The organism is Haloferax elongans ATCC BAA-1513, from assembly GCF_000336755.1.
GTDB classification, from domain to species: domain Archaea; phylum Halobacteriota; class Halobacteria; order Halobacteriales; family Haloferacaceae; genus Haloferax; species Haloferax elongans.
Genome location: NZ_AOLK01000019.1, coordinates 268,670 through 294,030 on the forward strand (window position 1 = coordinate 268,670; position 25,361 = coordinate 294,030).

Here is a 25,361-nt window from a genome sequence, read left to right on the forward strand (position 1 = left end):
TAAATTGTTCCGGTGACAGCTGTCTTTCTGGAGTGACACTCGTCTAGCTCCAGAATTACATCTGAGAAGTCGAATAGCATAGTTTCGGTTTCGCTATTCTTCCGAAACACCAGTCTGGTTTCTGACGATAGATTCCAGTTCTCCGACAACTTCAGGGTTGCGGAGCGTCGACGTATCGCCGAAGTCCTCACCGTTGGTGATGTTTTCGAGGAATCGGCGCATTATCTTTCCAGACCGGGTCTTCGGCAGGTCCGGGGTGAAGACGATTTCCTCTGGTATCGCTATGGGACCGATACGCTCGCGGACGCGGCCCTCGATTCGTTTTCGGGTAGCGTCGTCGCCGGTGGCGTCCGCCTCCACGGTGACGTAGGCGTAGATTCCCTCGGCTTGCGGGTCGTCGATGCTCACGACTGCCGCCTCGACGACGTGGTCGACGTCGACGATTGCCGACTCGACTTCCATGGTTCCGAGGCGATGCCCGGAGACGTTGATAACGTCGTCCACCCGTCCGAGAACCGTGATGTAGCCATCGTCGTCTCTTCGTGCGCCATCGCCCGTGAAGTAAAACCACCCGTCGATATCGGCGGGCACAGACTGGTCATCCGCCCACCGGGTCCCATCGAGGAGCGCGTGCGGCATCCCCGGCCACGGCCGCCGGACGACGAGATATCCGGGTTCGTTCGAGTCACACACAGACCCGGTCGCATCCACGACCTGTGCGTCGATGCCCGGAAGCGGCCGCCCGACAGAACCGGGTTTCATTTCGTCGACTCCCGGAAGCGTCGTGACCATCATGCCGCCGGTCTCGGTCTGCCACCACGTGTCCACGATGGGACAGCGGCCGCCGCCGACGTGTTCGTAATACCACTCCCACGCGCGAGGGTTAATTGGCTCGCCGACCGTGCCGAGGAGGCGAAGACTCGACAGGTCGTGTGCGGCCGGGTACTCGGGCCCCCATTTCATGAACGAGCGAATCACCGTCGGCGCGGTGTAGAACACGTCTACCGCGTTCGACTCGACGAGGTTCCAGAGGCGGTCTTTCTCGGGGTAGTCTGGCGCGCCTTCGTACATTACGACGGTGGAACCCACTGCGAGCGGGCCGTAAACGACGTACGAGTGGCCGCTAATCCACCCGATGTTGGCCGTACTCAGGTAGGTGTCGGCGGGGCCGAGGTCGAGTACTGTCTCGGTCGTCCACGCGACGTGTGCGAGGTAGCCGCCGGTCGTGTGTTTGACCTTCTTCGGTTCCCCGGTCGTCCCCGAAGTGTGGATGAGAAACAGACAGTCGTTGGCCTCGCGTTCGACTGGGTCGACCGCAGCGCCAGCGTGCTCTTCGACGAGTTCGTGGTAGTCGTGTTGGGTCTCCCCGAGGTGGGTGTCGCCGTCGAGGCGGTCGACGACCACTGTCTCCCGGATGTCGTGGTCGACGCTCAGTCGCGCGTCGTCGGCCTTTCGCTTGAGGAGAACTGGATTCCCTCGGCGATAGTAGCCGTCGCACGTGACCAAATAGTTGGATTCGGCGCTTTCGAGTCGGGTCGCGAGCGCGTCGGCAGAGAGGCCAGCGAACACGACGTTGTGAGGTGCGCCGATGCGGGCGCACGCCAACATCGCGATGGGTAACTCGGGGATGTTCGGCATGTAGAGCGTCACCACGTCGTCTTCGTCGACGCCGAGTTCGCGGAGTCCGGCCGCGAACTCGTTGACCTCACGGGAGAGGTCTTGGTACGTGTAGACGCGCGTGTCGCCGGTTCGACTCTCCCACTTGATGGCGACGCGGTTCTTCCCACCGGCTTCGAGGTGGCGGTCGAGGCAGTTGTACGACGCGTTGAGCGTCCCGCCCGCGAACCACTCGAATGGCGGTCCATCGCCGGACAGCACAGTATCGTAGGACTCGTCCCACGCGAGCCGCGCTGCTGCTGTCTCCCAGCAGTCGGGCCACGTCGTTTCGAACGTCTCGTAGATGGACTCGTCGGCCGCGTTCGCCTGCTCGACAAACGGCGTCGGCGGTCGGCGGCCGCTCGATTCGGCCGCCTGCTCTGGAGTGTCCGACTCCCGACCGTTCGACATGGACCAACACAGCCGACCTCGGACCATAAAAGATTCGTACAACACGCTCCCGATTCGACGGCGGCGAGTGGGTGCGTCGAGAGACCCCCACTTTAAACACCTCGCGGTGCAATCTTGTTCACGAAATGTCAGGGACGGACGTCGTCGAGTCGATAGAGATACAGAATGTCGTCGCCTCGACCGGCATCGAGCAAGAACTCGACCTCAAGAGCCTGTCACTCGATATGGCGGGCACGGAGTACAACCCGGACAACTTCCCGGGATTGGTGTATCGAACGAGCGACCCGAAGTCTGCCTGTTTGGTCTTCCGGTCCGGGAAAATCGTCTGTACCGGTGCTGACAGCGTCGAGGGCGTCCACGCGGCGCTCGATATCCTCTTCGAGGAACTCAGCGACCTCGGCATCCCGCTTCCGGACGAACCCGAGATTACGGTCCAGAACATCGTGTCGAGCGCGGACCTGCGGAGTAACCTCAATCTGAACGCGCTCGCAATCGGTCTCGGCCTCGAAGACGTCGAGTACGAGCCCGAACAGTTCCCCGGCCTCGTCTACCGCCTCGAAGAGCCGAGTGTGGTCGTGCTGATGTTCGGCAGCGGAAAGGTCGTCATCACCGGCGCGAAGGAGGTCGCACAAGCCGAGGAAGCCATCAAAGTGGTCAGAGACGAAGTGCAGAAACTCGGACTGCTGGGCTGAAGACGACGCACTCTCCACATTCGAGTGCGACGACACGAGGAGGCGCGGTCGATAGCTGAGCAGACAGTCGTGTGTGACGGGTGCGCCGTCCGACACCGACGCAGTTCGCCCACCGCCCGGTGACGCGAAAACCGATTCTAGTGTGAATACGATTTCGAGACAGGAATCACGCTGTTCCCGTCTCGAACTGCGAGAGGAAGACGCCCAGCGCCACGAGCAGCGCGAACGCCTTGACGACAGCTCGCACGAGGTTCAACAGGTCGTCCCATACGACAACAAATACGTGTCCAAGAATGTCCTCGGCGAGACCAGTGAACAAATCTAGAACGAAAAACACGATATCTGCACCGAGAAACCCCAGTGCAACCAGTATGAGGGAATAGCACGCATATCGGACGATTCGACGGAGCGGGACGAATTCGTCCGGGAGGAGCTTCGCAAGCGAGGGAGTGAGGGACATAGCTCAATAGAGTCACCAAGTGTCTAAAATCCTACTGGTTCGGTGAGAGAGACATCGAATCCACGACCCGCTCGTCGGCTCCGTGCGTCGAAAAATCCGAAAGAACGAAACTGAATTATCTAACAGTCGGTTCGCTGACCGGCTCTGCGAACGCAACCGTCTTCTTCACGTCGGTAATCTCCACGTCGACTTCGTCGCCCGGTTGGGTTCCGGGGATGATGATGATGAAGCCACGTTCGACCTTGGCGATGCCGTCGCCTTGGTCGCCGAGCGTGTCGATAGTGACAGAGCGAACTTCGCCCTCCTCGACCGGCGGCGTGCGCGACCGGCGGGTGTACTGGTCCGACTGGTACTGTTCGGTCGACGATTGCGAGCGAGTCGTGTCTTCGGACGTCTGCCGAGTCGACTCGGTCGACGACTCAGTCGACGATTCGTTCTGCTCCGGCGTCAGCTCGGCATCCGGCGCGGAAAGCAGTGCGATGCGGTAGAGTTCGTCGGTCGAGAGCGACCCACCCTCGACGAGTTCTTTCGGAATCGGGACGACGTACCGGCCATTCTGACGCTCGATAGATGTCTCGAACAGGAGTCGGAGAGAATCTGAAATATCTGGCATTGGGTGGTTTATGTGGTAGAGGATGTTAAAATATGGTGAATCGTCATCGCTTGGCTCGACTCGGTGGACAGGTCGCAGCGAAACGACGAATTGGTCGACACCTACCGAGAAATAGTTCGGGTGTTGCCTGGTTTACTACTGAGCGACCCGCAAACCGACGGCAACGGCGACAAACCCGCCGATAGCGACGAGGACGATAGAGCCGCCTGCGGCCAGTCCGAACTGGTAGGCGAGCGTCACACCCGCAATTCCGGCGAACTCACCGGCGACGATTCCGTACCAAATCGACTGTTTGAAACTTCGTCCGAGTCGGGACGCGGTGACGACGGGGATGACGAGGAGGGCCGCGACGAGGATGACCCCCATGATTCGCATCGCGCTGACGACGACGAAGGCGGTGAGAATCGACAGCAGCGTGTTCACCACGCGGACGTGGACGCGAGACGCGCGAGCAGCCGTCTCGTCGAACGTCACGAACACGAGCGGGCGGTACGCGACCGTGACCGCGACTGCGACGACGAGCGCCATCGAGACGAGAAGACCGATATCGGCGCGCGAGACGGTTGCCAGCGACCCGAAGAGGTACTGATTGATACCCACCGAGATGCCACCGCCGGTGAGCGAGATGAGGACACTCCCGAGGGCGAACCCACCGGTCAACACCATCGCGAGGGCGGCGTCGCTCCGGGCGTCGGTGTACTCGACGAGCGCCTGCACCAGCAACGCCGCGATGACGGCGACGACGAGCGCACCGAGAAGTGGCGGGACGGCAATCGAAAGTGTAGCGTCGAGGAAGAGCGCGACTGCGACACCGGCGAACGCCGTATGAGCGAGCGTGTCGCCGACCATCGAGAGGTTCCGGTAGACGAGGAAGGAGCCGACGAGCGGACCGACGACCCCGATACAGAGGACCGCCAGATACGCTCGCTGCATGTACGGATAGCCGAGGAACTGGAGACCGGTCGTTTCCGCGACCCACGAGAACCCGCCGTCGACAGCGACGAGGAACCAATCGAGAAGCCCGGTGAGCGTGTTGACGACGAGAAGTGGAGTGAGGAAGTCGAGCGCGGCCGTCACGACTCTGCCTCCGAATCCGGATTCACGTGCGCTTCGGCATCGTGGTGGTCGTGCGAGTGGTCCAATACCCGCTGGTTGGCCCCGTAAGCTGCGGCGAGAGCGTCGCTCTCGGCGAAGTCTTCCGAGTCGCCGTGGAAGTAGAGTTCCCTGTTCAGACACGCGATACGGGAGGCTCGCGCCGTGACGACCCCGATGTCGTGTTCGACCAAGACGATAGTCAGCCCGCGGTCGTTGAGGTCTGCGAGCAGGTCGTAAAACGAATCACGGGATTCTGCGTCCAACGCGACAGTCGGTTCGTCGAGTGCGAGCAGGTCGGATTCTGCGGCGAGCGCGCGGGCGACGAAGACGCGCTGGCGCTGCCCACCAGAGAGTGCACCGACGCGCCGGTCTGCGAGGTCGGCGATGTCGACTCTGTCGAGTGCGCCATCGACTGCGGCGCGGTCGGCGTCCGAAAACCGACCGAAGAGGTTGCGCGGGTATCGACCCATCCTGACGACTTCGCGGACGGTAATCGGCATGTCACGGGCTGCATCGGTGACATCCTGTGCGACGTAGGCGATGCGCTCTCCGTCTCCGAATTCGTGTGCTGGCTCACCGAAGAGGTGGGCCTCGCCACGGTCCGGTCGTTCGAGGCCGAGGAGCAACCGGAGGAGCGTGCTCTTTCCCGAGCCGTTTGGGCCGACGAGTCCGAGGAATTCGCCGGGTTCGATGTCGAGCGAGACGCCGTCGACGACTGGAACGTCGCCGTAGGAGAATGCGACGTCGTTGAGTGAGACGACCGTCATTCCGCTCCGAGTGCCGTCCGGAGCGACGGCAGGTTCACCTCGCGCATGATATCGACGTAGCCCCAGTTCTGTTCGGTCCACTCTGTGGTCATCCCCGGAATCGACGTGAACGGGAGGGTATCCGTCGCGTCTGTTTCCGCGACGAGTTGGGTTGCGGCGCGGTCGGATTCGAGCGGGTCGGCGAGAATGTACTGAATATCGTGTTCGTCGATTGTGGCCTGCGCACGTTCGATGTCTCGCGGCGTTGGGTCGTCGTCGGGAGACAGGCCCGAGAGCGTGACCACGGTGAGGTCGTATCGGTCTTCCAAGTAGCCGTAGGCGTTGTGTCCGGCGACGAAAACGACGTCTCGCGTTCGGGATTCGAGGCCGGATTCGAACGCCGCGTCGAGGTCCGAAAGCGTCTCCTCGTAGGCAGCGGCGTTCGCTTCGTACGCGTCTGCGTTGGCATCGTCGATAGATTGGAACGCGTCACGGAGCGTTTGCGTCGCGGTTGCGACGCGGGTCGGGTCTAACCAGAAGTGCGGGTCGACGTTGCCGTGGTCGTGGTTGTGCTCTTCTTCGGAGTCGTGGTTGTCGGACTCGTCGTGGTCGTCAGACTCGCCGTGGTCGTGTTCCGCTGTGGTGTCGTGATGGTCTGTCTCCGACGAGTTGTGCTCGTCGTGTCCGTCGGGAGACTCCTTGTGTGCGTGCGTTTCGGTGTGGTCGTCGTCGTGATTCTTCTCGTGGTCGTCGTGACCTTCCTCGTGGTCTTCGGTGTGAGTCGATTCATGCTCGTCGTGGTCTTCCTCGTGGTCTCCGTGGGCGTGACCACCATCTGGGCCGAGTTCGTGCAGGTCGATGTCGGCCGTGATATCGACGCTCATCACGTCTGCACCGTCTGCGTCGAGCGACGTTCGGATGTCGTCGGCCCACGGTTGGAACTCGGGCATGCCGTGGACGAACAGGTCCGACTGCAGGACGCGACCCTGAACGTCCGGTCCGGGCTCCCAGCCGTGTCCGTGCTGTCCCGTCGGGACGAGCGTCTCGGCGGTCGCCACATCGCCTGCCACGTGCCGGGCGATGTCGCCGAAAACGAAGAACGAAGCCGCTGCGCGTGTGCCGTCTGCCGATTCGTCTCCGCCAGTCGCGGAGCCGAGACATCCCGCGAGGCTAGCGGCGACAGTTCCAGCGCACGTCGTAACGAAACCGCGGCGAGTCTGCTGTCTCATATTAATAGAATTCCAGTTGGAGATAATAAGTGCTATTATCCAAATTATGTGTATTGTTATTGGTTAGAGACTGCCATGGTTGGCGAGAAACACTGACCAATTCGTGAACGAGAAACAATGAGCGAGGCGCAGTCGGAAAACACGCGTCCAGACAGCAGTAGCAGAGGGAGGTCAGTCTGCCGTCGGCGACGCGTTCGACCGAGTCTGCCGCTTGTATCTCCTGATGGTGAAGTAGATGAGTGGCGTCCCGAGGAACGTCGGCCACAGCCACGCCGCGACGACCGGGAAGAAGTCGAAATTGACCGCCGAGAAGGCGGTCACGGTCGCGATGTAGGCAGTTCCCATCCGAGAGATGTGTTCGTAGAACCACTCCCGCGGCGTCGACTCGTCGCTTCGGAACTTCCGAATATCCTGGACACCGGCCCCGACTCCGAGCGCACCGAAGACCAGCATTATCGTGCCGAATTCACTACCGTGAGTCAGGAAGTACCACCCCAACCCGAGGAGACCGACACCCGAGAGCGTGAGCAGGCCGACTGCAATCCAGTCGAGGGTTTCGGGACTATCGGCGGGTCGTTTCCGCGAGAGCACGCGGTCGCCCGAGAAGACGAAATAGTAACTGAAGACGGCCAGGAGCGCGAGGAACGTCCGACCGAGGTCCGGTTCGATGACATAGAGCACGAGTGACGTGACCGCGACGACAGCCATGCCGAGGACGTAAATTCGGCCCGCCCGACGGTGCCGACGGCCGCCTTTCTTCGTGGCGATAGCACCGAGTCCAGCGAAGAGCGCCGTGAACCCAGCGAGGATGTGTATTCCGAGTGTCGCGTCTTCGACGAGGGTCATCGGCGGTCACCACCGCAACGAGTGACTGATGCCGAAGCAATCGTCCGCCAGCAGGGGGTGGACACTGGTCGGGTGTGGTTCGTGGTGGTCAACATAGCACCAAGTGGTACGAGCAACGGCATAAAACTACTGAGTAAGTACTTACTTTGTGTTTCGACAATTCGTCAAATTGGTCCGTCGTTCGCCAGAGCAGTGTCTCGTGGACTCGTCAGCCCCTCAGGAAGCGATGTCGTCGAGAACGGGGTTGGAGAGCACTGGAGAACGCTGGAGAACGCTGGAGAACGCAGCGAAGGAAGCTATTCCACCAGAAGCGAGTCGATGTACGCCGAGATGGCGTCCCTGAGGCCGTCACCGACGCCCTCCATCCCGAGTGCGAGTGCGAATCCGGTGTAGCCGTCGGTAGCCGAGAGGAGGAACGCAGCAGTTCCCTCGGGGTCGACGTCGCGGAAGACGCCCTCCTCGATGCCGTCCTGAAGGATATCCACAATCACGTCGAGGGTGTGGCGCTCCATCTCCAGCAGGGGTTCGCGAAGCGTCTCGTTGTGCGGCGCGTGCGACAAGAGTTCCATCACAGCGATGTTGACGCCGCGGGCGGCCTCGTCGCCTTCGTCGACCAAGAGCAAGTCGCAGACTGCTCGGAGGCGCTCTTCGGGTCCGTCGGCGGCAATCTCGTCCAGTTCGCGGGCGAGGTAGTCCACCGAGGTTTCGAGGAACGCGACAATCATCTCGTCTTTCGAGTCGTAGTAGTAGTACAATCCAGCCTCGCTCTTGTCGCTCTCGGCGGCGACTTTCTTCGTCGTCAACCGTGCATAGCCGTGTTTGGCGAGTGCCTGACGAACCGCGTGAGCAATCTGGGCTTTCTGTTCTGGAGGGACGGCGTCGGCGGGCATCTGACTAGGTGAGTATTCGCTCGGCTGGGTACTTGTGTACGTTGCTTCGGTGAGTGACCAGGGAATCGGAGAAGGCGCATCAGGCCACCCGGTTCGGAGCTACGAACTCGACTGGTGGCGGACGGAGACGACCAATTCGGAGAGCGCCCGGCGCTTGATGAGCGCGAAGCCGACGAAGATAGAGACGAACCCGACTGCCGTCAGTGGGTCGATGAGGTGGCCGAGGAACGCCCAACTCAGGAGCGTCGCCGAGACGGGTTCGAGATAGCCGATGAGGTTTATCTGGGTCGGTCCGAACCGCGAGAGGAGTTCGAAGTAGATGAGGAACGCCGCAGCGCCGCTGATGGTCGCGAGATATGCGAGCGACCCGATAGCGGTCGGCGTCCACTCGATAGCCGCGACCGATTCGTTGGTGGCGACGCCGCCGACATGGAGAAGCGCCGCGCCGAAGAGCATCGCCCACGCTTGCAGGGTTCGCGCGGGGATGTCAGACGAGTACGGGCGAGTCAAGACAGCACCGAGTGCGAAACAGACGGCAGCGACGAAGACGATTCCCACGCCGACGACGTCGCTGGAGAGGAGTGCGTTCGGGTCGGGCTGGGCGACGAGTCCGACACCGAGGAAACCGAAGGCGAACCCGGCAGCCCCGAGTGGGGAGAGTCGGTCGCCGAGGATGCCAGTCGCGAAGAGGGCAGTCAGAACCGGCCCGAGGCTGATGACGATTGCAGCGACGGCACCCGGAACGTACTGCTGGCCGACATAGAGAAACGCGTGGTGCCCACCAATCATCAACCCGCCAGCGATGGCGACGAGCAGCAGGTCGGTCCGGTTTCGGGGTCGCCAGTAGTCAGTCGAGACGAGGGCGTACCCGAGGACGATGACGCCCGCGAGGTAGTACCGAAACGCCGCGAAGTGAAGCGGCGGGAAGAATTCGAGGCCGATTTCGATAGCGACGAACGAACTCCCCCAGAGGCCACCAAGGAGGGCAAATAGCCCGACTGCGACGCGCCTGTTCACCAGAACCGCCCCGTCACCGAAGAGAGTCGCAGGTCGTGGTCGGTCCTGAATCGAGACTTCCGCGTGTGAGTTGGAGTTTCATCTAGCACGTGAGCGATTCGTTACCATACAATCGATATTAGTCGTTTTGTTCGAACTGTGCTGAACTGTTCGACGAAGCTGTAAGTGAAGTACGCACACAGGTGTCGCCCAGACGCCGCCGAAACTCAGAGGTCGTCGGTCCGTAATCGCGGGACCTAAACACGCCGACGCTGTCTGTTCGGCCGACAGATGCGTGAAGACGAGTTGGCGACTCGTATCGTCGAGCACTTTCGAGCGGCCTTCGACGACGTGGAAATCCACCTCGAAGAGCCGTACGACCACTACGGGAACCGCGGCGTCGCCGACGTGTACGTCCGCGTTCGGACGCCCGAGCCGGTCGATTACCTCATCGAACTCAAAGCCGATGCGGCCGTCCGTCACGCGACTGGCGCGAACGAGGTGCTTCGCCAATACCGCCGCATGGAGCGCTATTTCTACAAAGACGACGAGCATCACGTTCGTCCGCGACTCGCCCGTGACGGCCCGGGAGTCAACGTCCTCCTGCTGTTCGCGCCGACGAGTCGGTGCGTTCGCCACGTCCACGAGCATCGCGCGCTCTACGAATCCGTAGACCCCGATGCAGTCGTCGAAGGCGTCACGGCCACGCGAAAAGTGGCGTTTCTCACGAAGCTCGACGAGGCCGCCGACGGCAACCTCGGCTTTCTCTCGATGAACGGCGACGTGGGGTTCGGGTCCGACGAGTTCGCCGCCGCCGTCCCGGACGGGTCGCGACTGGCGAGTGCGCTCTCTGACTTCGAGGCGACCTCCGAGTAATTCGAGGTGGCTGACGCCCCCGATTTTGTGCCCAACTAGCGGACACTCTCATACATCCCCCCCTCATACGAGGGTGTATGGGAACGATTCGGAAGTCGGTTCGAATCCCGATGGGTGACCTCCGCCAGCAGGTCGCAGACTCGGTCGGCGTGGCGGCGTCGCTGGTGGACATCCACGACATTCGAATCGAGGACGGTGCGCTCGCGGTCGACGCGAGCTACCCAGACGGCGAGGACATCCCCGCAGTCGAGTTGTTCGTCACCGACCCCAATGGGAACACGGAATCGTACGCGATGGAGTTGGACGGGGCGAAGAACCTGCTCATCGCGGGCGAAGACGTGCTGATAGAACTCGTCGACCACGACCCCGAGCGCAACGAGGTGTTCGTCTCCGTGAAACACCGGCAGGGAGACGAGATGGTGACGGTCCTCGGCTGTGGCGAGCAGTGGGTGATTCCCGTCGAGCGCGACGGTGAAGAACAGGCAGTGAACTGCCGCATCCAGAGTGCGGTGTCGAGAGACGACTGATGGAGCCACTCGCTCGGTTCGGGCCGTATAGCCACTGCTAGCGCTCAACTACGCTTCGTGCTCGACGTACGAGACACAGTAGGCCTCGGGTGCAATCGTTCCTTTGACAATCGAACACGCACCGAGCCCATCGCCGTTCTTGTCTTCGATGTAGAACCGGCAGTTCGAACACTGCTGGCCCTCCTTCGGTTCTTCTTGATACGAGACGGCCTCTTTCGAGGAGAGACGCTCCGGGTTTCGCTCGTTGCCGCCGATTGACGTTGCCGTGACGTACTCCTCCGGAAGACCGTCGCCGGAGTCGGTCGCCGTAGGTGCCTGCGTTTCGGTGTCACCAGCATCTCCACCGCCGTTTGAACCCCCATCGTCACCACCGTTTCCGCTACAGCCTGCGAGTCCGGCCATCGCTGCCGTGCCGGTGAGCCATACGAATCGGCGTCGCGTACGAGGGTTGTCAACCATATGTCGAATTCGGAGTGGGACCACTATGTGGAGGTGGCCGTTTCTCGTGGCTCAAGAATTGCACCCCGTTTGATACTGTTTCGGACCGTAGATACACAATTCACTGATACCGCGAGTCGCGACACCGACCGCCACAACTCACCGCTTCGACGGAAGTCGGACTCCCACGTTCGGAGATATTTCCTCCGAGAGTCGGCGTAACCATTCGACGTAGCCGAGCGACTGGTCCCCCCCGAGTTCGACCGGGAACGACTCGTCGAACAGGACGTCTCCGACAGCGTCGAGAACGTCTTCGAGGTCGGCTGGCTCTCCAGCGGCCTCCACACCGCAGGTCCATCCCGTGGTCGAAAGCGCCGTCACCTCCGTCACCTCGACGTGTGCCGTCGCGTCAGTGTCGGAGAGCCGGGAGTCGAGCGACCGAAGGACCGACTGCTCGAAGGGATACAGAAGCCGCGTCTTTTCCACCGGGAGCCACAGCCCGGTTCGGTCTGTCGACCAGAGGTTCGGGGTGTAATCCAGTGGAAAGCTCCACTTGTACCATTGCTCGACGGTTCCCGTCACGTCGGGGGCGAAAGTGTGTCGTGTTCCCGACCCAAGTCGATACTTGACTTCGACGGCATCGGCGTCGCCACCGCGCAGTTTGAGGTTAAACGTCGGGTCGAACGGCGGGAAGTACAGGTCGACACGCCGTGCGGCATCGTTCGGCTCGGTGTCCACCGGGCCAAGTTCTGAAATCCAGGTACTGAGGTCTGTTGGCGGCGGTCCGGTTCCGAACCATCGAACCTCCAGCGAGTTCGTCTCGACTGTCTCACCCATGCCATAAGGTAGCATGGATTGTGCATGTATCTTGGGCTGCGAACTGGCACCCACAAAAGCGGACAGTAAGTGGTGTACCCGAGGTTACACCGGCGAGTCGTCAGCCTCGTCGGGGCGAATTCGGGCGAGGCGCATCGCGTTTCCGGTCACGCCGAGTGTCATCCCCGCGTCGCCCGCGAGGACGGCCAGCGCGACGCTGACGTACCCGAACGGGACGCCGACGGCGAGGATGGCCTTGATAGCCAGCGACGCCCAGATGTTCTGCTTGATGACCGAATTCGCCTGATTGGAGAGTTCGTAGAGGTACGGAAGCTTGGAGATGTCGTCGGCCATGAGTGCGATATCGGCGGTCTCCAGTGCCGTGTCGGTTCCGGCGGCACCCATAGCGATGCCGACAGTTGCGGTCGCGAGCGCGGGCGCATCGTTGATGCCGTCACCGACCATCGCAACCGACCCGTACTCGTCGAGCAGCCCTTCGACGGACTCGACTTTGTCCTCGGGAAGCAGTCCGGCGCGGAAGTCGTCGACGCCGATTTCGTCGGCGATGGCGCGAGCGGTCCCCTCGTTGTCGCCGGTGAGCATGACGACCGAGAGCCCGAACGACTGGAGTTTCTCGACCGTCTCGCGAGCGTCCGGACGAACCTCGTCGGCGACCGCGACCATGCCTTCCAGTTCGTCTTCGGTGCCGACGAGGACGACGGTCTTCCCCTCGGATTGGAGACGCGGGATGGTGTCTTCGACGAGGTTGAGACAGCCCTGTCTGTCGCATAGCTGGCGAATCTCAGCGGTGAGTTCGCCGTCTCGGTGGGCGACGTGAGCGTGTCTCAGGTCGAAGCCGAGTTCTTCGAAGAAGCCGGGCTTCCCGGCGAAGTGTGTAATGCCGTCAAGGTTGGCACGAACCCCTTTTCCGGTGATGCTCGTGAAGTCGGTGACGTCGCGGTCGGCGACGTTCGCGCCGTCTGCGTGCGAGACGATGGCCTCACCGATTGGGTGTTCGCTGCGGCGTTCGAGGCCGCGAGCACACCGGAGTACGTCGTCTTCGGAGTTCCCGTTGAGCGGGACGACGTCGGTCACGGCGAGTTCGCCCTTCGTCATGGTGCCCGTCTTGTCCAGGGCAATCGCTTCGACCGACCCCATCGCTTCGAGGTGCGTCCCACCCTTGATGAGGACGCCATTTCGGGCCGCCGAGGTGATACCCGAGACGACCGAGACGGGCGTCGAGATGACGAACGCACACGGACACGCGAGGACGAGCAACGTGATGCCGTAGACGAACCACGTTACCCAGTCGAGACCGAATGCGATGGGCGGGACCGCCGCGACGGTGACGGCGATGACGACCATAAGCGGCGTGTAGTAGGACGAAAATCGCTCGACGAACTGCTCGCGCTCGGTCTTGTTCGCCTGTGCGTCCTCGACCATCGAGATGATGCGCGAGAGTGTGTCGTCGCCCGCGACGGACTCGACGCGAACGTCCAGCGACCCGGCCTCGTTGACCGTCCCGGCGTACACCTCGTCACCGGGCGTCTTGTCGACCGGCACCGACTCACCCGTGATGGGCGCTTGGTTAACCGCGCTCTCGCCCGTGACGACGGTGCCATCGACCGGTATCTTCTCGCCGGGGGCGACGACGACGACGTCGTCGAGTTGGAGGTCCTCGACCGGCACGACCGTCTCGACGCCGTCGCGTCTGACCGTCGCCTCGTCGGGCGAGAGGTCCATCAGTTCGCGGAGCGAGTCGCGGGTGCGACCCATCGAGAAGCGTTCGAGGAGTTCGGAGACGCTAAAGAGGAACGCGAGCGTCGCGGCCTCGAAATAGAGGCTCGTCGGTGCCGAGATGAGACTCGCGGTGACGGCGCTGAGAATCGCCGTCGACATGAGGAAGTCGATGTCGAGGCTGCGGTTTCGCGCCGAGTAGTAGCCGTTTCGGAGGATTGCCTGCCCACCGGTACCAGCGCCGACGGTGTAGAGCACTTCGGCGAGCGTGAACGAGACGCCAAAGAGCGACGCGACGACGAGTTCCAACCCGAGGAAGAACTCCGCGGTGATACCGGCCGCGAGGAAGCCACCGCTGACCCACGTCTTGAGTGCACGGGTGCTTCGCCAGATACTCTCGGCGGTGGTGTCGGTATCGCCGTCAGCGGCCGAACCAGCGAGTTCCTCGGCGTCGGTGCCGGTGACTTCGTAGCCCGCACGCTCGACGGCCGCGACGACCGAAGCGGGGTCAGCGTCGGCGGCGAGGGTGACGATGGCTTTCCCCGAGGTGGGTCGGGTGTCGTAATCGACCACGCCTGAAGCGTCGTCCAGCGCGTTTCCGACCTTTCCAGCACACGAGGGACAGTCCATGTCAGGAACCGAGAGCGTGAGCGTCCGCGTCGTCGGTTCGTCGGTGACCTCGTAGCCTGCGCGCTCGATACTGGTCCGAATGTCATCGACGCTGGTCCGTTTGGGGTCGTACTCGACGGCGAGAGTCCCCGTGGTGATTCGAGGGTCGATATCGCCGACGCCATCGAGACTGCGAACGCTCGATTCGACCTTTCCGGCGCACGAGGGACAGTCCATGTCCGGAACGCCGAATTCGGCGCGTTGGAACGCGCCAGTCCCACCTGTGTCCGCGTCGTCTACCGGTGCGTCTTCGGGCGTGTCTTCCGGCGTGTCTTCCGGCGAGTTTGCCGGCGTGTCTCCCGGCGACCCTGTTTCTGTCTCGGCAGTGACGTCACAGGAATCGCCACATCCGCAATCGTCTGGAGGGACGTCGGACGCGTCCGCATCGGCTCCCGGGACGCGACCGTTTTTTTCGCTCATGGTCGGCAGTAGTCACCCACCAGTTAATAATTCACCTGTTAGTGCACGGCATACCAGTGTGAGATATTAATAAATTGTCTTCGCTGAGTTATTATAGTCTCAGAGGAACGGCGGCGACGCAGTCGGCAGCGAGACCAGCCACAGACTGACGATAGTGTAGAATATCATCACCACGACGAACGGCAGCTGACTCCGAATGGCCTGCATCCGACTCGGGAAGGTGTCGTACGCTTGCGAGTGCGCCACCCAAACCGCGAGGAGATGTCCGAGGAGGACGAACACGACGTTCAACGCGCCGAACCACGCCGGAAGCGTGAGGACGACAGGATTCGCAGGTGGCGAGAGCGGTGCGGTGAGCGCTCCGACCAGCATCGGTGACAGCGAGACGGAAAAGGCGAAGTAGTGGGCGAGGTGGTAGCCGACGGCGATAGCGAGAAGCGACGGGGCGAATCGGACCGCGAGTGCCCGGGGCGTCTCGAACGTCTCGATACGCCGGACGGTAAGGTGACTGGCGAGCACGTAGAGCCCGAGGAATGCGGCGAACCCGCCGAGATAGAGGACGCCGTAGACGACGAGTGCAGGGAGACCCGCCTCGACAACGGCCGTGATAGCGGCCGCACCCTGTTCGGTCGTCACGAAGCCACTGAAGGTGAGTTCCCAGACGAGGACGACCGCGACCGCGATGTCCGCGAGGTCGGTCACCTCGTCGTCGGTGACGAGTCGCATCCCCGGCAGCCGAACCGAGAGCCCGTCTTCGTCGTTCCAGCGAATCGGTGCCACACGCCCGTAGAATCGAAGGAACACCGAAACCGGGTCGGCGCAGTCGAACCAGTCGTCCGGCCCGACGAGGAGTGCGCCGAGGAGCGTCAGGACCGAATAGCCAGCGACAGCCATCGCGAGCAGGTTCGGTTGGCGCGTGACGCCAGCAGCGGTCTCGACCCACACGAGTGCGAGAATACCCGCGACAGCCGGCCATCGACCGAGTTTGTGTGGATACTCGACGAAGCCATTCGGGAGGAGTGTCGCCACCGTCCGCCACGGATTGACCGCTCGCCACGTGTCGCCGACGAGGTACGTGAACATCGTGTAGCCGGCGCGGAGTCCGGCGAAAGTGACGATGATAGCGAAGTTGAGCGTCGGTGCCTGCGGCCCGGTGAATCCGAGGTACACGATGAACCCGAGCAGGGCGAGGCCGAGGACGCTTCCGACGATGCCGAGGCCCCGGCGGACCACGTCGTCGAGGGCGACGCTCGTTCGCCACGAGTGGACCCGTTCGATGAATCGTCTATCGGTCACGAAGCTCGCGAGCAGGGCCGACGCGCCGACTGTCGCCCCGCCCGTCGCGAGATAGAGCCACTGCGGGACGGCGAGGTTGTCTTGTGACGCCCCGGCGAGGCCGACAGCGCCGTTGCTGGCGGCGACCGGAGCCGCGAGGAGAGACACGAGACTCGCGAAGAGAAGCGAGACACCGAATCGTCGGAGTGTCGTCGTGCGGTTCATGAGGCAAAGAGGATGAACAGGATGAGGAACCCGAAGTACATGAGGACGAGAACGCCCAGCGCCCGGATTCGGAACGATTTCAGTTCACGCTCTTCGGCGTAGTACGCCTCGCGGTACGCCTCGACCTCGTCGGCGGTGAGGTCGTCGGGGTGTCTCGCACCGCGATGGAGCGTGAGCAGTCGCGCCGAGGGGTAGGCGTCGCCGCACCGCTCACAGACGTGGCGGTCGGGACCGTCGCCGTCGTTCCTGGTGTCGCTCATTCCGTGTTAGGTCGAAGTATCGGTCGGGTGGTTCTGAACGTTTCTGTTGTCTCTCGGGCGTCAGACCTCGAACGACAGGCGCTCGAAGTTCATGAACGCCGTCTCGTAGCCATCGTGGCGGGCGACCTGCGGCGGGAAATCGACGACGAGTCGGACCACGTCGCCCGATTCGACCGCATCGACCGGAAGGCCGTAGTGGTAGCCAACGTCGGGGTCGAGCGTCGGGCGGGGTCGGTCTTCGGCGACTGTCTCCCCGTCGCGTTCGACCGTCGCGGTGATGCCCATCATCGGGAGGATGAACTCGTTGTGCGGGGTTCGAGCGGAGATGTAAATGTACGCGCCGTCGGAATCGAAGCGCGCCCCGTCGTCGACGACGAAGGCGACGAAGGACGCGTCGCCGCTCGTCTCTCGTCCGAGGTGCGTCCCCGGAAGCGACTCGACAGCGGGAGCTTTCCCCGTCGGGACGCCCATCATCTCCATCGCGGGGACTGTGGTTCGGGTACCCGCCTCGTCGCCGTGGCGGGTGAGTTCGACGTCGTGGAGTTCGTCAGTCGCGAAGGTGAATTGGAACGTCGCCGTCTCGGCCGTCTCGAATCGGCCAGCGAACGAGCCAGTTCGGTGGAGCGACGTGCCCCCGATTTGAACGCGGGCTTCGTAGTCACCATCGCCGTCGAGTCTGTAGTTCGCGCCGTAGTGCATCCCCATTCGCTGAGAGAGCATCGGATAGGCGAGTTCCTCGGTCACGAACGACCCGTCTTGGAGTACTTCGATGGTGACGCCAGCGTCGAGTGGGAGGACGGTTCCCGTCTCGCGGTCCCAGACGGAGGCCATGAGGTGGAGCGAATCGTCGGCCTCGACGACCGTCTTTTGGAGGTCGGTGCCAGCGACCGTCCAGAACCGGTGTGGGTACGAATACGTCAGTGCCACATCGTACGGGCCCGCAGACGTTCGTCCGTACATCTTCATTCCCTCCGTGATTGCAGGGAGATACACCGCGTCTGGGCGGTCCTCGACGAGTGGCGGGTCACGCCACGCGGACTGTTGCTCGAAGCCGCCGAGACAGCCGGCTGTTGCTGTGAGCGCACCGATTCCGAGGGTTTTGAGGGCGTCTCGTCGTCTCATAGCGAAGGTGATGCCCCGGTAGTGCACGTCGAGGCAACTCGTCTACGCTATCGGCCGCGCAAAGATGTGCATTGTGTTTCGGGGGCCGCTTTCGAGCGCCGCACGGACTTCTCACGGCGTAGGACTGCCCACTATCTATTAATACCCTCTAAACACCCACTCACCACAATGGACGACTCGCCGCTCGATACACTCGATGCGCGGGCCATCGCGCTCGCGTATCTAGCGTTCGGGTCGGTCGGTATTGTCGGTGGTGAACTCGCGCTTGCAGGTATCTTCGGGGCACCACTCGTGTCGTCGTCTGCGCTGGCGAAAGGGCTGTTCTTCGTCGTCGTTTCGAGTGTCTTCGTCGGGATACTCGTCGCCCGGAAGAACCAACGAATCGAGCGCCACCAGACATCAGTCGAAGCATCACTCGACCGCCTCCAGAGCGTTATTTCTGCATCTCCAGTACCGATTATCGCTATCGACGTCAGCGGGAGAGTGACCATCTGGAACGACGCGGCGACCGAGACGTTCGGATGGGAACGGGAGGAAGTTCTCGGGAGGCCGATTCCGACCGTCGCCGACGACCAGGAGTCTGAGTTTCAGCGCGCTGTCGAACGCTCAATCGAGGAGGACGGCCTCTCGAACGTCGCGGTCAAACGACAACAGCGAGACGGGACGATGCGTGAATTCTCGCTGTCGACCGCGCCGATTTACGACCCGGACGGCAGTGTTCGCGAGATTATCGGCATCTTCGTCGATACGACAGAGCAGAAAGCCCGCGAGCGTCGGCTTCGGGAGTTCGAGATGGCCGTCGAACAGGCGGGTCACGCCATCTACCTGACCGACCGCAACGGTGAAATCACCTACGTGAACCCGGCGTTCGAGCAGACGACCGGCTACGAGAGAGACGAAATCGTCGGCCAAACGCCGAACGTACTCAAGTCCGGGGAGATGGACGACCGGTATTACGCGAGACTGTGGCGGTCCATCGAAGCGGGCGAGACGTGGCAAGAACGAATCGTCGACAAGCGAAAGAACGGCGAGTTCTACACGGCTGCACAGACCATCGCACCAATCGAGCAGGACGACGAGTGCATCGGATACGTCGCTATCCAGTCGGACATCACCGAGCCTGAACTGACGCGACAGCGACTTGGCGTTCTCAACCGGATGCTCCGACACAATCTCCGAAACCGGATGAACGTCATTGAGGGATACGCCGAGATGGTGCAGACCAAAACGGACGACCCAGAAATCGACGACCAGGCAGCGACTATCCTCGATGCGGCATCGAACCTCACGTCACTCGCCGAGAAGGCCCGGACCGTCACCGAACTCCTCGAATCCGACGGCCACCCGATGGAAGTCGGGAGGCTCGTCGAGACTGTGGTGTCGGCATCGCGTTCGGAGTATCCGGACTCGACGGTGCGAGTCGCCGTCGACCCCGACTTGTCCGAACACGTGGACAACCGCGTCGGTGTCGCCGTCGAAGAACTCGTCACCAACGCGCTCCAACACGGTGGCGAGACGGTTCACATCGACACGTACCGAAGTCCGACCGACGAGTCACGGTTCGTCATCCGCATCGAAGACGACGGGCCCGGAATCCCAGAAAGCGAGTGGGAAGTCATTCAACGCGGAGAGGAGACGCCGCTGGAACACGGGACCGGACTCGGACTGTGGCTCGTCCACTGGGTCGTCACGAAGGCCGGCGGCAGCGTGCGACTCGACACGACGTCACTCGGCGGGTCTGCGGTGACGTTGGAACTGCCGCGGGACACCCCGACCGACTAGGTTATCTTCGCCGCGATGTCGCGGACCAGCGAGCGCATTCCGTAGTCGAACGTCACCTCGATAGCAGCCATGCACGCCGTGTAGACGACGACGCCAGTCACGACGAGCGCCGCGAATCCGAGTGCCGTTCCCGACACGGGGAGCATCGATTCGGTCGCCAACACCGCTGCGCCCATGACCAGACTCGCCGTCAGCGGCGTCCCGACGGTGACGAAGAACTGGGTGAACGACCCCTTTATCTCCCGAATCACGATGTAGTTGATGAGCGGTTCGGATGTGAGTGCGCCAGCGAGCACGACCGCAGCGGCGGTGCCGGCCAGTCCGTAAGCGTCGGTGAGGGGGTAGATGAGGATTGCGAGCGCAACCGTCTTGAGGACGTTCACCTTCGTGATGTAGTCCGGGCGGCCGATGGCTTTCAGGAGCGGCCCCGAAGTTGCACCGATAGAGAGCATCAATCCCCAGAGCGCGAGAATTTGGAGCGCGGGAATCGCTGGAATCCACTCGTCGCCGAGGAAGGCGTGCACGAACGGTCCGGCGACGACGATAATCCCGACCGCCATCGGCATCGAGACGACTGCTGTGAGTTTCAGCACCGTGAAGTACGTCTGTCTGAGTGCGCGGAGGTTCCCCTGTAGCTTCGAGTACGCGGGAAACATCACAGACGAGATGACTTTCGTCACTTCGGACGAGGGCGTTCTCGCCAGTTGGTAGGCGAGTTGGTAGAACCCGAGCGCCGTCGCGCCGAGGAACCACCCGAGGAAGGCGTCGTCACCGTTGGCGAAGAAGAACATGAAGATGCCCGACCCGGTAATCCAGCGCCCGTAGCGAATCATCTCGATGGCGCGGGCGCGCTCGATGACCAGTCGCGGCAGGCGTCTGTCGATGAGATACGACACGAGGGTTCGAACGACGTTCCCGGTTAACGTCCCGAAGACGAGCGCCCACACAGTCCCGAAAATGAACCCGAGCGCGAGCGCGACCCCCACGTGAAACAGCGTTCCCGACACGTCGTAGACGAACTGCTTGTGGAATTCGAGGTTCTTCTGGAGATAGACGATACGGGGGTTTCGGAGGCCGACGAGAAGCGGCGAAAGGGCGATAACGCGAAACACGTCGGTCGCCCGCGGTTCGTTGAAGAACGCCGCCAGATACGGAGCGGCGACGTACGCGAGCGCGAAGAGTACGATTCCCCGAATCAGCTTGATGGTCCAGACGGTGTCGAGGTAGGCGTCGACGTCCTCTTCTTCGCGCTGGATGAGCGAGGCGTCGAGGCCGAGTTCGGTAAACTGGTTCATCGCCGTCACCGTCAGGAGGGCAAGCCCCATCAGACCGAACTCGGTCGGACCGAGGAGGCCGGCGAGAACGACCACCATGAGCATCAGGAGAATGCGATTCGAGACGTTGATGCCGGTCATCCAGAGGCCGCTTTTGACCGTTCGCTCGCCGACGGCACCTGACGGGATGAACCGACGAAGCAGAGAGCGCATTGTTCAGAAAGCGGTGGTCCGCCCCTCCATCATCGAGTGGTCAGTGTGAACACGATACGTATCGAGAGGAGCGAGACGAAGGAAGGGCGACTGCTCGTCTGTGAGGCCATCGACAGAATCGGCGCTGAACACCGAGCGAGCGAGCGGGGTGAAACACATAGAGTTACCTCGAAAGAGGGCTTCGTACGGGCATAACTATACCTCGTCTAACGGGTTTTGAACCCACTAACGAGCCCGAAATCGGGTCGACAAAATCGACTTCCCGCGAGGCGAGACGAGGAGAGACATGCACCTGTCTCAGAGATAGCCGAGACTCTCCAGACGCGATAGCGTCTCCGGGTCGTACGCAGCAGTTGCGTCTGCGTCTTCGACGGTCGGTGAGGAACTGACCCGCTCGTCGAGAATTTCGCTCAGTGTCTCGACGACGTCCGGGTACGACTTCGCGAGGTCGGTTCCCTCGTCTGGGAGTCGGTACAGATGGTGTTCGTCGCCGTTTCGGAGGAGCTTCCACGTATCGGTTCTGAGCATCGCGAGCGCGTCGGTCATGTACTCACCGCCGTACAACGAATTCTTCGTGCGAATCGCTTCGAGGTTCGACGGTCTGGGACCGCGCTCGGCGATGGCGAATCCGGGCGACTGCTTCAGAAGGTTGACCCCTTCGAACCCGGAGGCGTCGGCACCCACTGCTTCGAGAATCGTCTGCATCACGTCGATATGCTGGACGATGTCGTCGTCACGCGATTCCATGTCCGGAAGACCGGAGACCACGAGCGGGACGTGGACGATGCCGTCCGAGAGCAGTAAGTTGTGTCCGACGACGCCCTGTTCGCCGAACAGTTCGCCGTGGTCGGCCGTGACGACGACGATAACCGGCGTATCGAGCGACATCGCGTACTTGTAGAGTTCGGCGACGAGCGTGTCGTGGTACGCGATTTCGGCCTCGTAGACGGCCACGAGAGCGGTCTTCTCGCGTTCGGTGAGTGGTCGCTCTTCCGCCATGAATCCCCAGATGTCGTCGGTGATCGCGCGCGCCGTCCGTATCGCTTCCTTCGCGGAGAGGTCTGTGCCGGCGAGGTACCGCCGGAGCACCGTCACGGGCGGGTTGTACGGGTGGTGCGTACTGTTGATGTGGTTGTAGATGAAGAATGGCCCGTCGCGGGAGAGCTTCCGCATCCAGCCTTTGACGACTTCGGTCTGATAGCGCGGGTGGATAGGGTCGAAGTGGTCGCGCGGCGACAGCGAGAACCCACCGCCGAGTTTCCTGACGTTCAGGAGGTACTTCACGGCCGTCCGTATCCCGGCACCGGAGAGCATGTCGAGATGCGACGTCGACCAGTGGCCGATGTCGAACCCACGGTCTAACCCAGTCACGGGGCCGAGGTACGGATTGGTGCTGAAGCAGGCGGTGTTGTACCCCGCTCGCGAGAACCGCTCTCCGGCGGTCGTGAGACTGTCCGGAAGGCGGGCGACCTGTGTCGTGTCGGCGAATCCGATGCCGTGCGACGAGACGCGGCGACCGGTGAGAATCGACGCCGACGACGACGGTGTCCAGTGGGCGTGGGCAAAGCACGAATCGAACGAGACCGCGTCGTCTCTGGCGGCGATTGCCTGAAGATTCGGCGTCGTCTCTCGGTCTGGCGTGCCGAGCGACGTGTAATCGTGCCGAACGCTGTCGAGTGTAATCCACAGCACGCTCGGGAGCGCTCCATGAGTCGTCATTACCGAACGTACGCCAGCAGAGGTGTTGAGTATCGACTACTTAACGAGAAGCAGAACGACCTAATGGCGTACTAATTGCTATGGATGGGCCGACCACATCGCGGTCAGTCCATTACGCAGGCGAACCCGTCCGAAGTGAGGGAATCACGCAGTCGAATCGGCTGCGACGACGACGTACGAAGCCATCTCCGAGCGGCCGGTTCGAGTCAAAAGGGCAGTTGCGAGTTGGGCACCCCAGACGAACGGATACTGGAGCGGAGCAGGGAGTCGGTTTACCGCGGAGTGGAGACGGCGCGGATATTGAAAGACGAAGTCGCGCGCGACGACCGTCCACCCATCGGAGACGAGCGCGGTGGTCTCGTCCGGCGTGAGAAACCGGTTCTTGCCGTTGGCGAAGTACGGCGAGCGTGGGGTCGGCACGGAAAAGACGAACCGGCCGCCCGGAGCGACGACGCGACGAATCTCGGCGGTGAGTGCGTCGATATCGAGAAACGGCCAATCGTACGGGCCGATACAGACGACGGCGTCGAACGAGTCGTCGTCGAATGGCAGTTGCGGGTCGTCGTAGGATGCGAGGGTGTAGTCGGAGACGGTGTCGCCGAGGACATCCTGTGCGGTGTCGCTGGCAGCCGAGGCGAAGTCGACACGCGCGACTTCGTTTGCGTCGATACCGGCGGTGACTCCTGACTCCGAAGCAACGTCAAGGACGCGGTCACGGTGACCGAGGAGGTCGAGCGCCCGAACGCGTTCTTCGTCACGGAGATACTGGACGTTCGGCGTCGCAGGAGGCTGGTCGACGAACCTGACGAGCCGAGCTTCGACTGCCGAAGAGGCGGGCGAATTGCTGTCCGTCTGCGTGCGACCAGTCACATCTATCTGCGTGCGACCGGTCACATCTGTCTGTGTGCGACCGGCCACGTCCCGCTGGCTGCTGTCGTCGGCACGGGAGTTCGATCGAGTCACGGCGACGACGGAACCTCCTGGGCGCTCGGTGCCGTCTCGCGTTCGAGGTCGCGGTACATATCGAGGAGGTGCTCGGACTCGACAGCCCAGTTGTACTTGGTTTCGACGGCTTCGCGGCCGTTCTCACCCAGTCGGTCGCAGAGCGCTGGGTCGTCGGAGAGTCGCTGGATTGCATCGGCCATTGCGACAACGTCACCGGCGGGGACGACGAGTCCCGACTCCGTCTCGTCGACCACACGTCCGAGTGGCGCGACGTTGGTCACGATAACGGGTTTCCGAACCGCCATATACTGGAAGAGTTTGTGCGGTATCGTGGTTGCCGTGTGCCCGTTGTCGCGGTGCGGGACGAGACAGGCGTCACTCGCGGCGACGTACTTCGGCACGTCGTCGAAGGGAACCCGGCCGGTGAACTCGACGACGTTCTCCAATCCGAGGTCGGCAGTGAGACGCTCCAGTTCGCGTTTGTAGTCGGAGCCGTCGCCGACGATGACGATTCGAAGCGACGGGACGTCGTCGACGACGTGGGGGGCAGCTTTGATAACCGTATCCAGCCCGCGGTGCCCACCGCCGAGCGTGCCGACGTAAGACACGACGAACTGGTCTTCGTAGCCGGGAACCGGGTCCGCCTCGCCATCGAAGGTGTCCAAATCGACGACGTTGGACACGACGGACACGTCCGCAGCGTCGGCACCGCAATCGTAGATGTAGTGGTCGCGACCCTCGGGGACGACGGCGATGACTCGGTCGGCCCGGCGAACCGCTTGGCGTTCGATGCGCTTGAGGCGGATAATCGGCGTCGTGAGCCGAGACGCGACGTACCGAGGGTTCAGGAAGTTCCGCGGACTGTGACCGGCGCGGTACTGCCGAACCGCTTCCGGCCAGTTCTCGTGGAGGTCCAGCACGACGGGAATATCGTACTCGTCGCCGATGGCGAGGCCGGTGTTCGCAAGCGGGAGGTCGTGGACGTGAATCACGTCGATGCCCTCCAGTTCGACGAGTGACCCGGCCTCGTCGACCCACACGCGGCGAACGTCGGTGACGAGGTCGACGAGGCCGCGGACCACACCACCGAGTCCGCGGTTTACCTCGCTGTTGGCGAGTTGCCGACGGACGACGACCGTCCCGTCGACCTCCTCGCGCTGTGGGCGGTCGCCGACAGCGCGCGAGAGAATAAACACCGTGTGCCCGTCGTCGACGAGCGCGCGAGCCTCCTTTGCGACGCGAATGTCGGTCGGGTACGCCGCGTCCAAGAGCATGCAGATGCGCATTAGTCTTCACGGAAAATGGGGCCGCGACGATGTAAGGTATAGACACCTTGTTCCAGACTTCACGGAGTTATACAGCGCCTACCAGACGGATGTGACCGTTCAGTGGCATCCCTGCTTTCCGACCCAAACAGTCGCCCGTCGCC

At 62.4% G+C, this 25,361-nt stretch carries 24 protein-coding genes; 4 read left to right on the forward strand and 20 right to left on the reverse strand.

All coding sequences use genetic code 11. From position 1 onward, the window contains the following. Positions 1–93 precede the first annotated feature (93 nt). A complete protein-coding gene (gene acs / locus C453_RS12145; protein WP_008324852.1) occupies positions 94–2,067 on the reverse strand; it encodes an acetate--CoA ligase in 1,974 nt (657 codons plus the stop codon). A gap of 125 nt (positions 2,068–2,192) precedes the next feature. Here acs and C453_RS12150 point away from each other — a divergent pair, with 125 nt between their 5' ends. Further along, positions 2,193–2,759 carry a TATA-box-binding protein gene (locus C453_RS12150; RefSeq protein ID WP_008324853.1) on the forward strand — a complete coding sequence of 189 codons (567 nt, stop codon included), beginning with the start codon at positions 2,193–2,195 and terminating at the stop codon, positions 2,757–2,759. Between the two features lie 166 nt (positions 2,760–2,925). Here C453_RS12150 and C453_RS12155 read toward each other — a convergent pair whose 3' ends face one another. From C453_RS12155 to C453_RS12190, 8 genes are all read right to left on the reverse strand, one after another. Continuing rightward, entirely contained in the window at positions 2,926–3,219 is a 294-nt protein-coding gene (locus C453_RS12155) for a hypothetical protein (protein ID WP_008324854.1), read from the reverse strand. 115 nt (positions 3,220–3,334) lie between these two features. After that, positions 3,335–3,832 (reverse strand): TRAM domain-containing protein, encoded by a 498-nt coding sequence (locus C453_RS12160; protein WP_008324855.1) that lies wholly within the window; start codon positions 3,830–3,832, stop codon positions 3,335–3,337. Between the two features lie 135 nt (positions 3,833–3,967). After that, positions 3,968–4,909 carry a metal ABC transporter permease gene (locus C453_RS12165; protein WP_008324856.1) on the reverse strand — a complete coding sequence of 314 codons (942 nt, stop codon included), beginning with the start codon at positions 4,907–4,909 and terminating at the stop codon, positions 3,968–3,970. Beyond that, on the reverse strand, positions 4,906–5,694 hold the full coding sequence (locus C453_RS12170; protein ID WP_008324857.1) for a metal ABC transporter ATP-binding protein: 789 nt from the start codon (positions 5,692–5,694) through the stop codon (positions 4,906–4,908). Before C453_RS12170 ends, C453_RS12165 begins: the two co-directional genes overlap by 4 nt. Next, positions 5,691–6,902, reverse strand: a complete 1,212-nt coding sequence (locus tag C453_RS12175) for a metal ABC transporter substrate-binding protein (protein WP_008324858.1) — start codon at positions 6,900–6,902, stop codon at positions 5,691–5,693. Before C453_RS12175 ends, C453_RS12170 begins: the two co-directional genes overlap by 4 nt. Before the next feature lie 171 nt (positions 6,903–7,073). After that, entirely contained in the window at positions 7,074–7,748 is a 675-nt protein-coding gene (locus C453_RS12180) for a DUF2306 domain-containing protein (protein ID WP_008324859.1), read from the reverse strand. A gap of 296 nt (positions 7,749–8,044) precedes the next feature. Further along, positions 8,045–8,638: a TetR/AcrR family transcriptional regulator gene (locus C453_RS12185; protein ID WP_008324861.1), complete on the reverse strand. Its 594-nt coding sequence runs from the start codon at positions 8,636–8,638 to the stop codon at positions 8,045–8,047. Between the two features lie 99 nt (positions 8,639–8,737). After that, the gene (locus C453_RS12190; protein WP_008324862.1) at positions 8,738–9,655 is read right to left on the reverse strand and encodes a DMT family transporter; all 918 of its coding nucleotides are present in this window, start codon (positions 9,653–9,655) and stop codon (positions 8,738–8,740) included. A gap of 270 nt (positions 9,656–9,925) precedes the next feature. Here C453_RS12190 and C453_RS12195 point away from each other — a divergent pair, with 270 nt between their 5' ends. Both C453_RS12195 and C453_RS12200 read left to right on the forward strand, forming a co-directional pair. Further along, entirely contained in the window at positions 9,926–10,510 is a 585-nt protein-coding gene (locus C453_RS12195) for a hypothetical protein (protein ID WP_008324863.1), read from the forward strand. A gap of 77 nt (positions 10,511–10,587) precedes the next feature. Then, entirely contained in the window at positions 10,588–11,037 is a 450-nt protein-coding gene (locus C453_RS12200) for a hypothetical protein (RefSeq protein ID WP_008324864.1), read from the forward strand. A 48-nt stretch (positions 11,038–11,085) separates the two neighbouring features. Here the strand turns inward: C453_RS12200 and C453_RS12205 are convergent, their stop codons facing one another. The 6 genes from C453_RS12205 to C453_RS12230 form a co-directional block, all read right to left on the reverse strand. Then, complete coding sequence (locus C453_RS12205) at positions 11,086–11,496, reverse strand: high-potential iron-sulfur protein (protein ID WP_049907665.1); 411 nt, start codon at positions 11,494–11,496, stop codon at positions 11,086–11,088. 138 nt (positions 11,497–11,634) lie between these two features. Next, entirely contained in the window at positions 11,635–12,312 is a 678-nt protein-coding gene (locus C453_RS12210) for a hypothetical protein (protein WP_008324866.1), read from the reverse strand. A gap of 84 nt (positions 12,313–12,396) precedes the next feature. Then, entirely contained in the window at positions 12,397–15,117 is a 2,721-nt protein-coding gene (locus C453_RS12215; protein ID WP_008324867.1) for a heavy metal translocating P-type ATPase, read from the reverse strand. 99 nt (positions 15,118–15,216) lie between these two features. Further along, a complete protein-coding gene (locus tag C453_RS12220; RefSeq protein WP_008324868.1) occupies positions 15,217–16,617 on the reverse strand; it encodes a hypothetical protein in 1,401 nt (466 codons plus the stop codon). Continuing rightward, positions 16,614–16,877 carry a hypothetical protein gene (locus C453_RS12225; protein ID WP_008324869.1) on the reverse strand — a complete coding sequence of 88 codons (264 nt, stop codon included), beginning with the start codon at positions 16,875–16,877 and terminating at the stop codon, positions 16,614–16,616. The genes C453_RS12220 and C453_RS12225 overlap by 4 nt, the downstream gene beginning before the upstream one ends. A 60-nt stretch (positions 16,878–16,937) precedes the next feature. Then, positions 16,938–17,999, reverse strand: coding sequence for a DUF7350 domain-containing protein (locus C453_RS12230; protein WP_049907666.1), 1,062 nt, complete (start codon positions 17,997–17,999; stop codon positions 16,938–16,940). A 168-nt stretch (positions 18,000–18,167) separates the two neighbouring features. On the opposite strand from C453_RS12230, the gene C453_RS12235 reads away from it, so the two are divergent. Then, positions 18,168–19,781, forward strand: coding sequence for a PAS domain-containing protein (locus tag C453_RS12235; RefSeq protein WP_008324871.1), 1,614 nt, complete (start codon positions 18,168–18,170; stop codon positions 19,779–19,781). Here C453_RS12235 and C453_RS12240 read toward each other — a convergent pair. The 5 genes from C453_RS12240 to C453_RS12255 form a co-directional block, all read right to left on the reverse strand. Beyond that, on the reverse strand, positions 19,778–21,268 hold the full coding sequence (locus tag C453_RS12240; RefSeq protein WP_008324873.1) for a lipopolysaccharide biosynthesis protein: 1,491 nt from the start codon (positions 21,266–21,268) through the stop codon (positions 19,778–19,780). The two genes, C453_RS12235 and C453_RS12240, sit on opposite strands and share 4 nt — an antisense overlap. 3 nt (positions 21,269–21,271) lie before the next feature. Next, a complete protein-coding gene (locus C453_RS20200) occupies positions 21,272–21,427 on the reverse strand; it encodes a hypothetical protein (protein ID WP_160163399.1) in 156 nt (51 codons plus the stop codon). Between the two features lie 138 nt (positions 21,428–21,565). Then, the gene (locus C453_RS12245) at positions 21,566–22,987 is read right to left on the reverse strand and encodes a sulfatase (protein ID WP_049907667.1); all 1,422 of its coding nucleotides are present in this window, start codon (positions 22,985–22,987) and stop codon (positions 21,566–21,568) included. 144 nt (positions 22,988–23,131) lie between these two features. After that, entirely contained in the window at positions 23,132–23,950 is an 819-nt protein-coding gene (locus C453_RS12250) for a class I SAM-dependent methyltransferase (RefSeq protein WP_008324878.1), read from the reverse strand. Further along, positions 23,947–25,206: a glycosyltransferase family 4 protein gene (locus C453_RS12255; protein WP_008324880.1), complete on the reverse strand. Its 1,260-nt coding sequence runs from the start codon at positions 25,204–25,206 to the stop codon at positions 23,947–23,949. The genes C453_RS12250 and C453_RS12255 overlap by 4 nt, the downstream gene beginning before the upstream one ends. Positions 25,207–25,361: the final 155 nt, after the last annotated feature.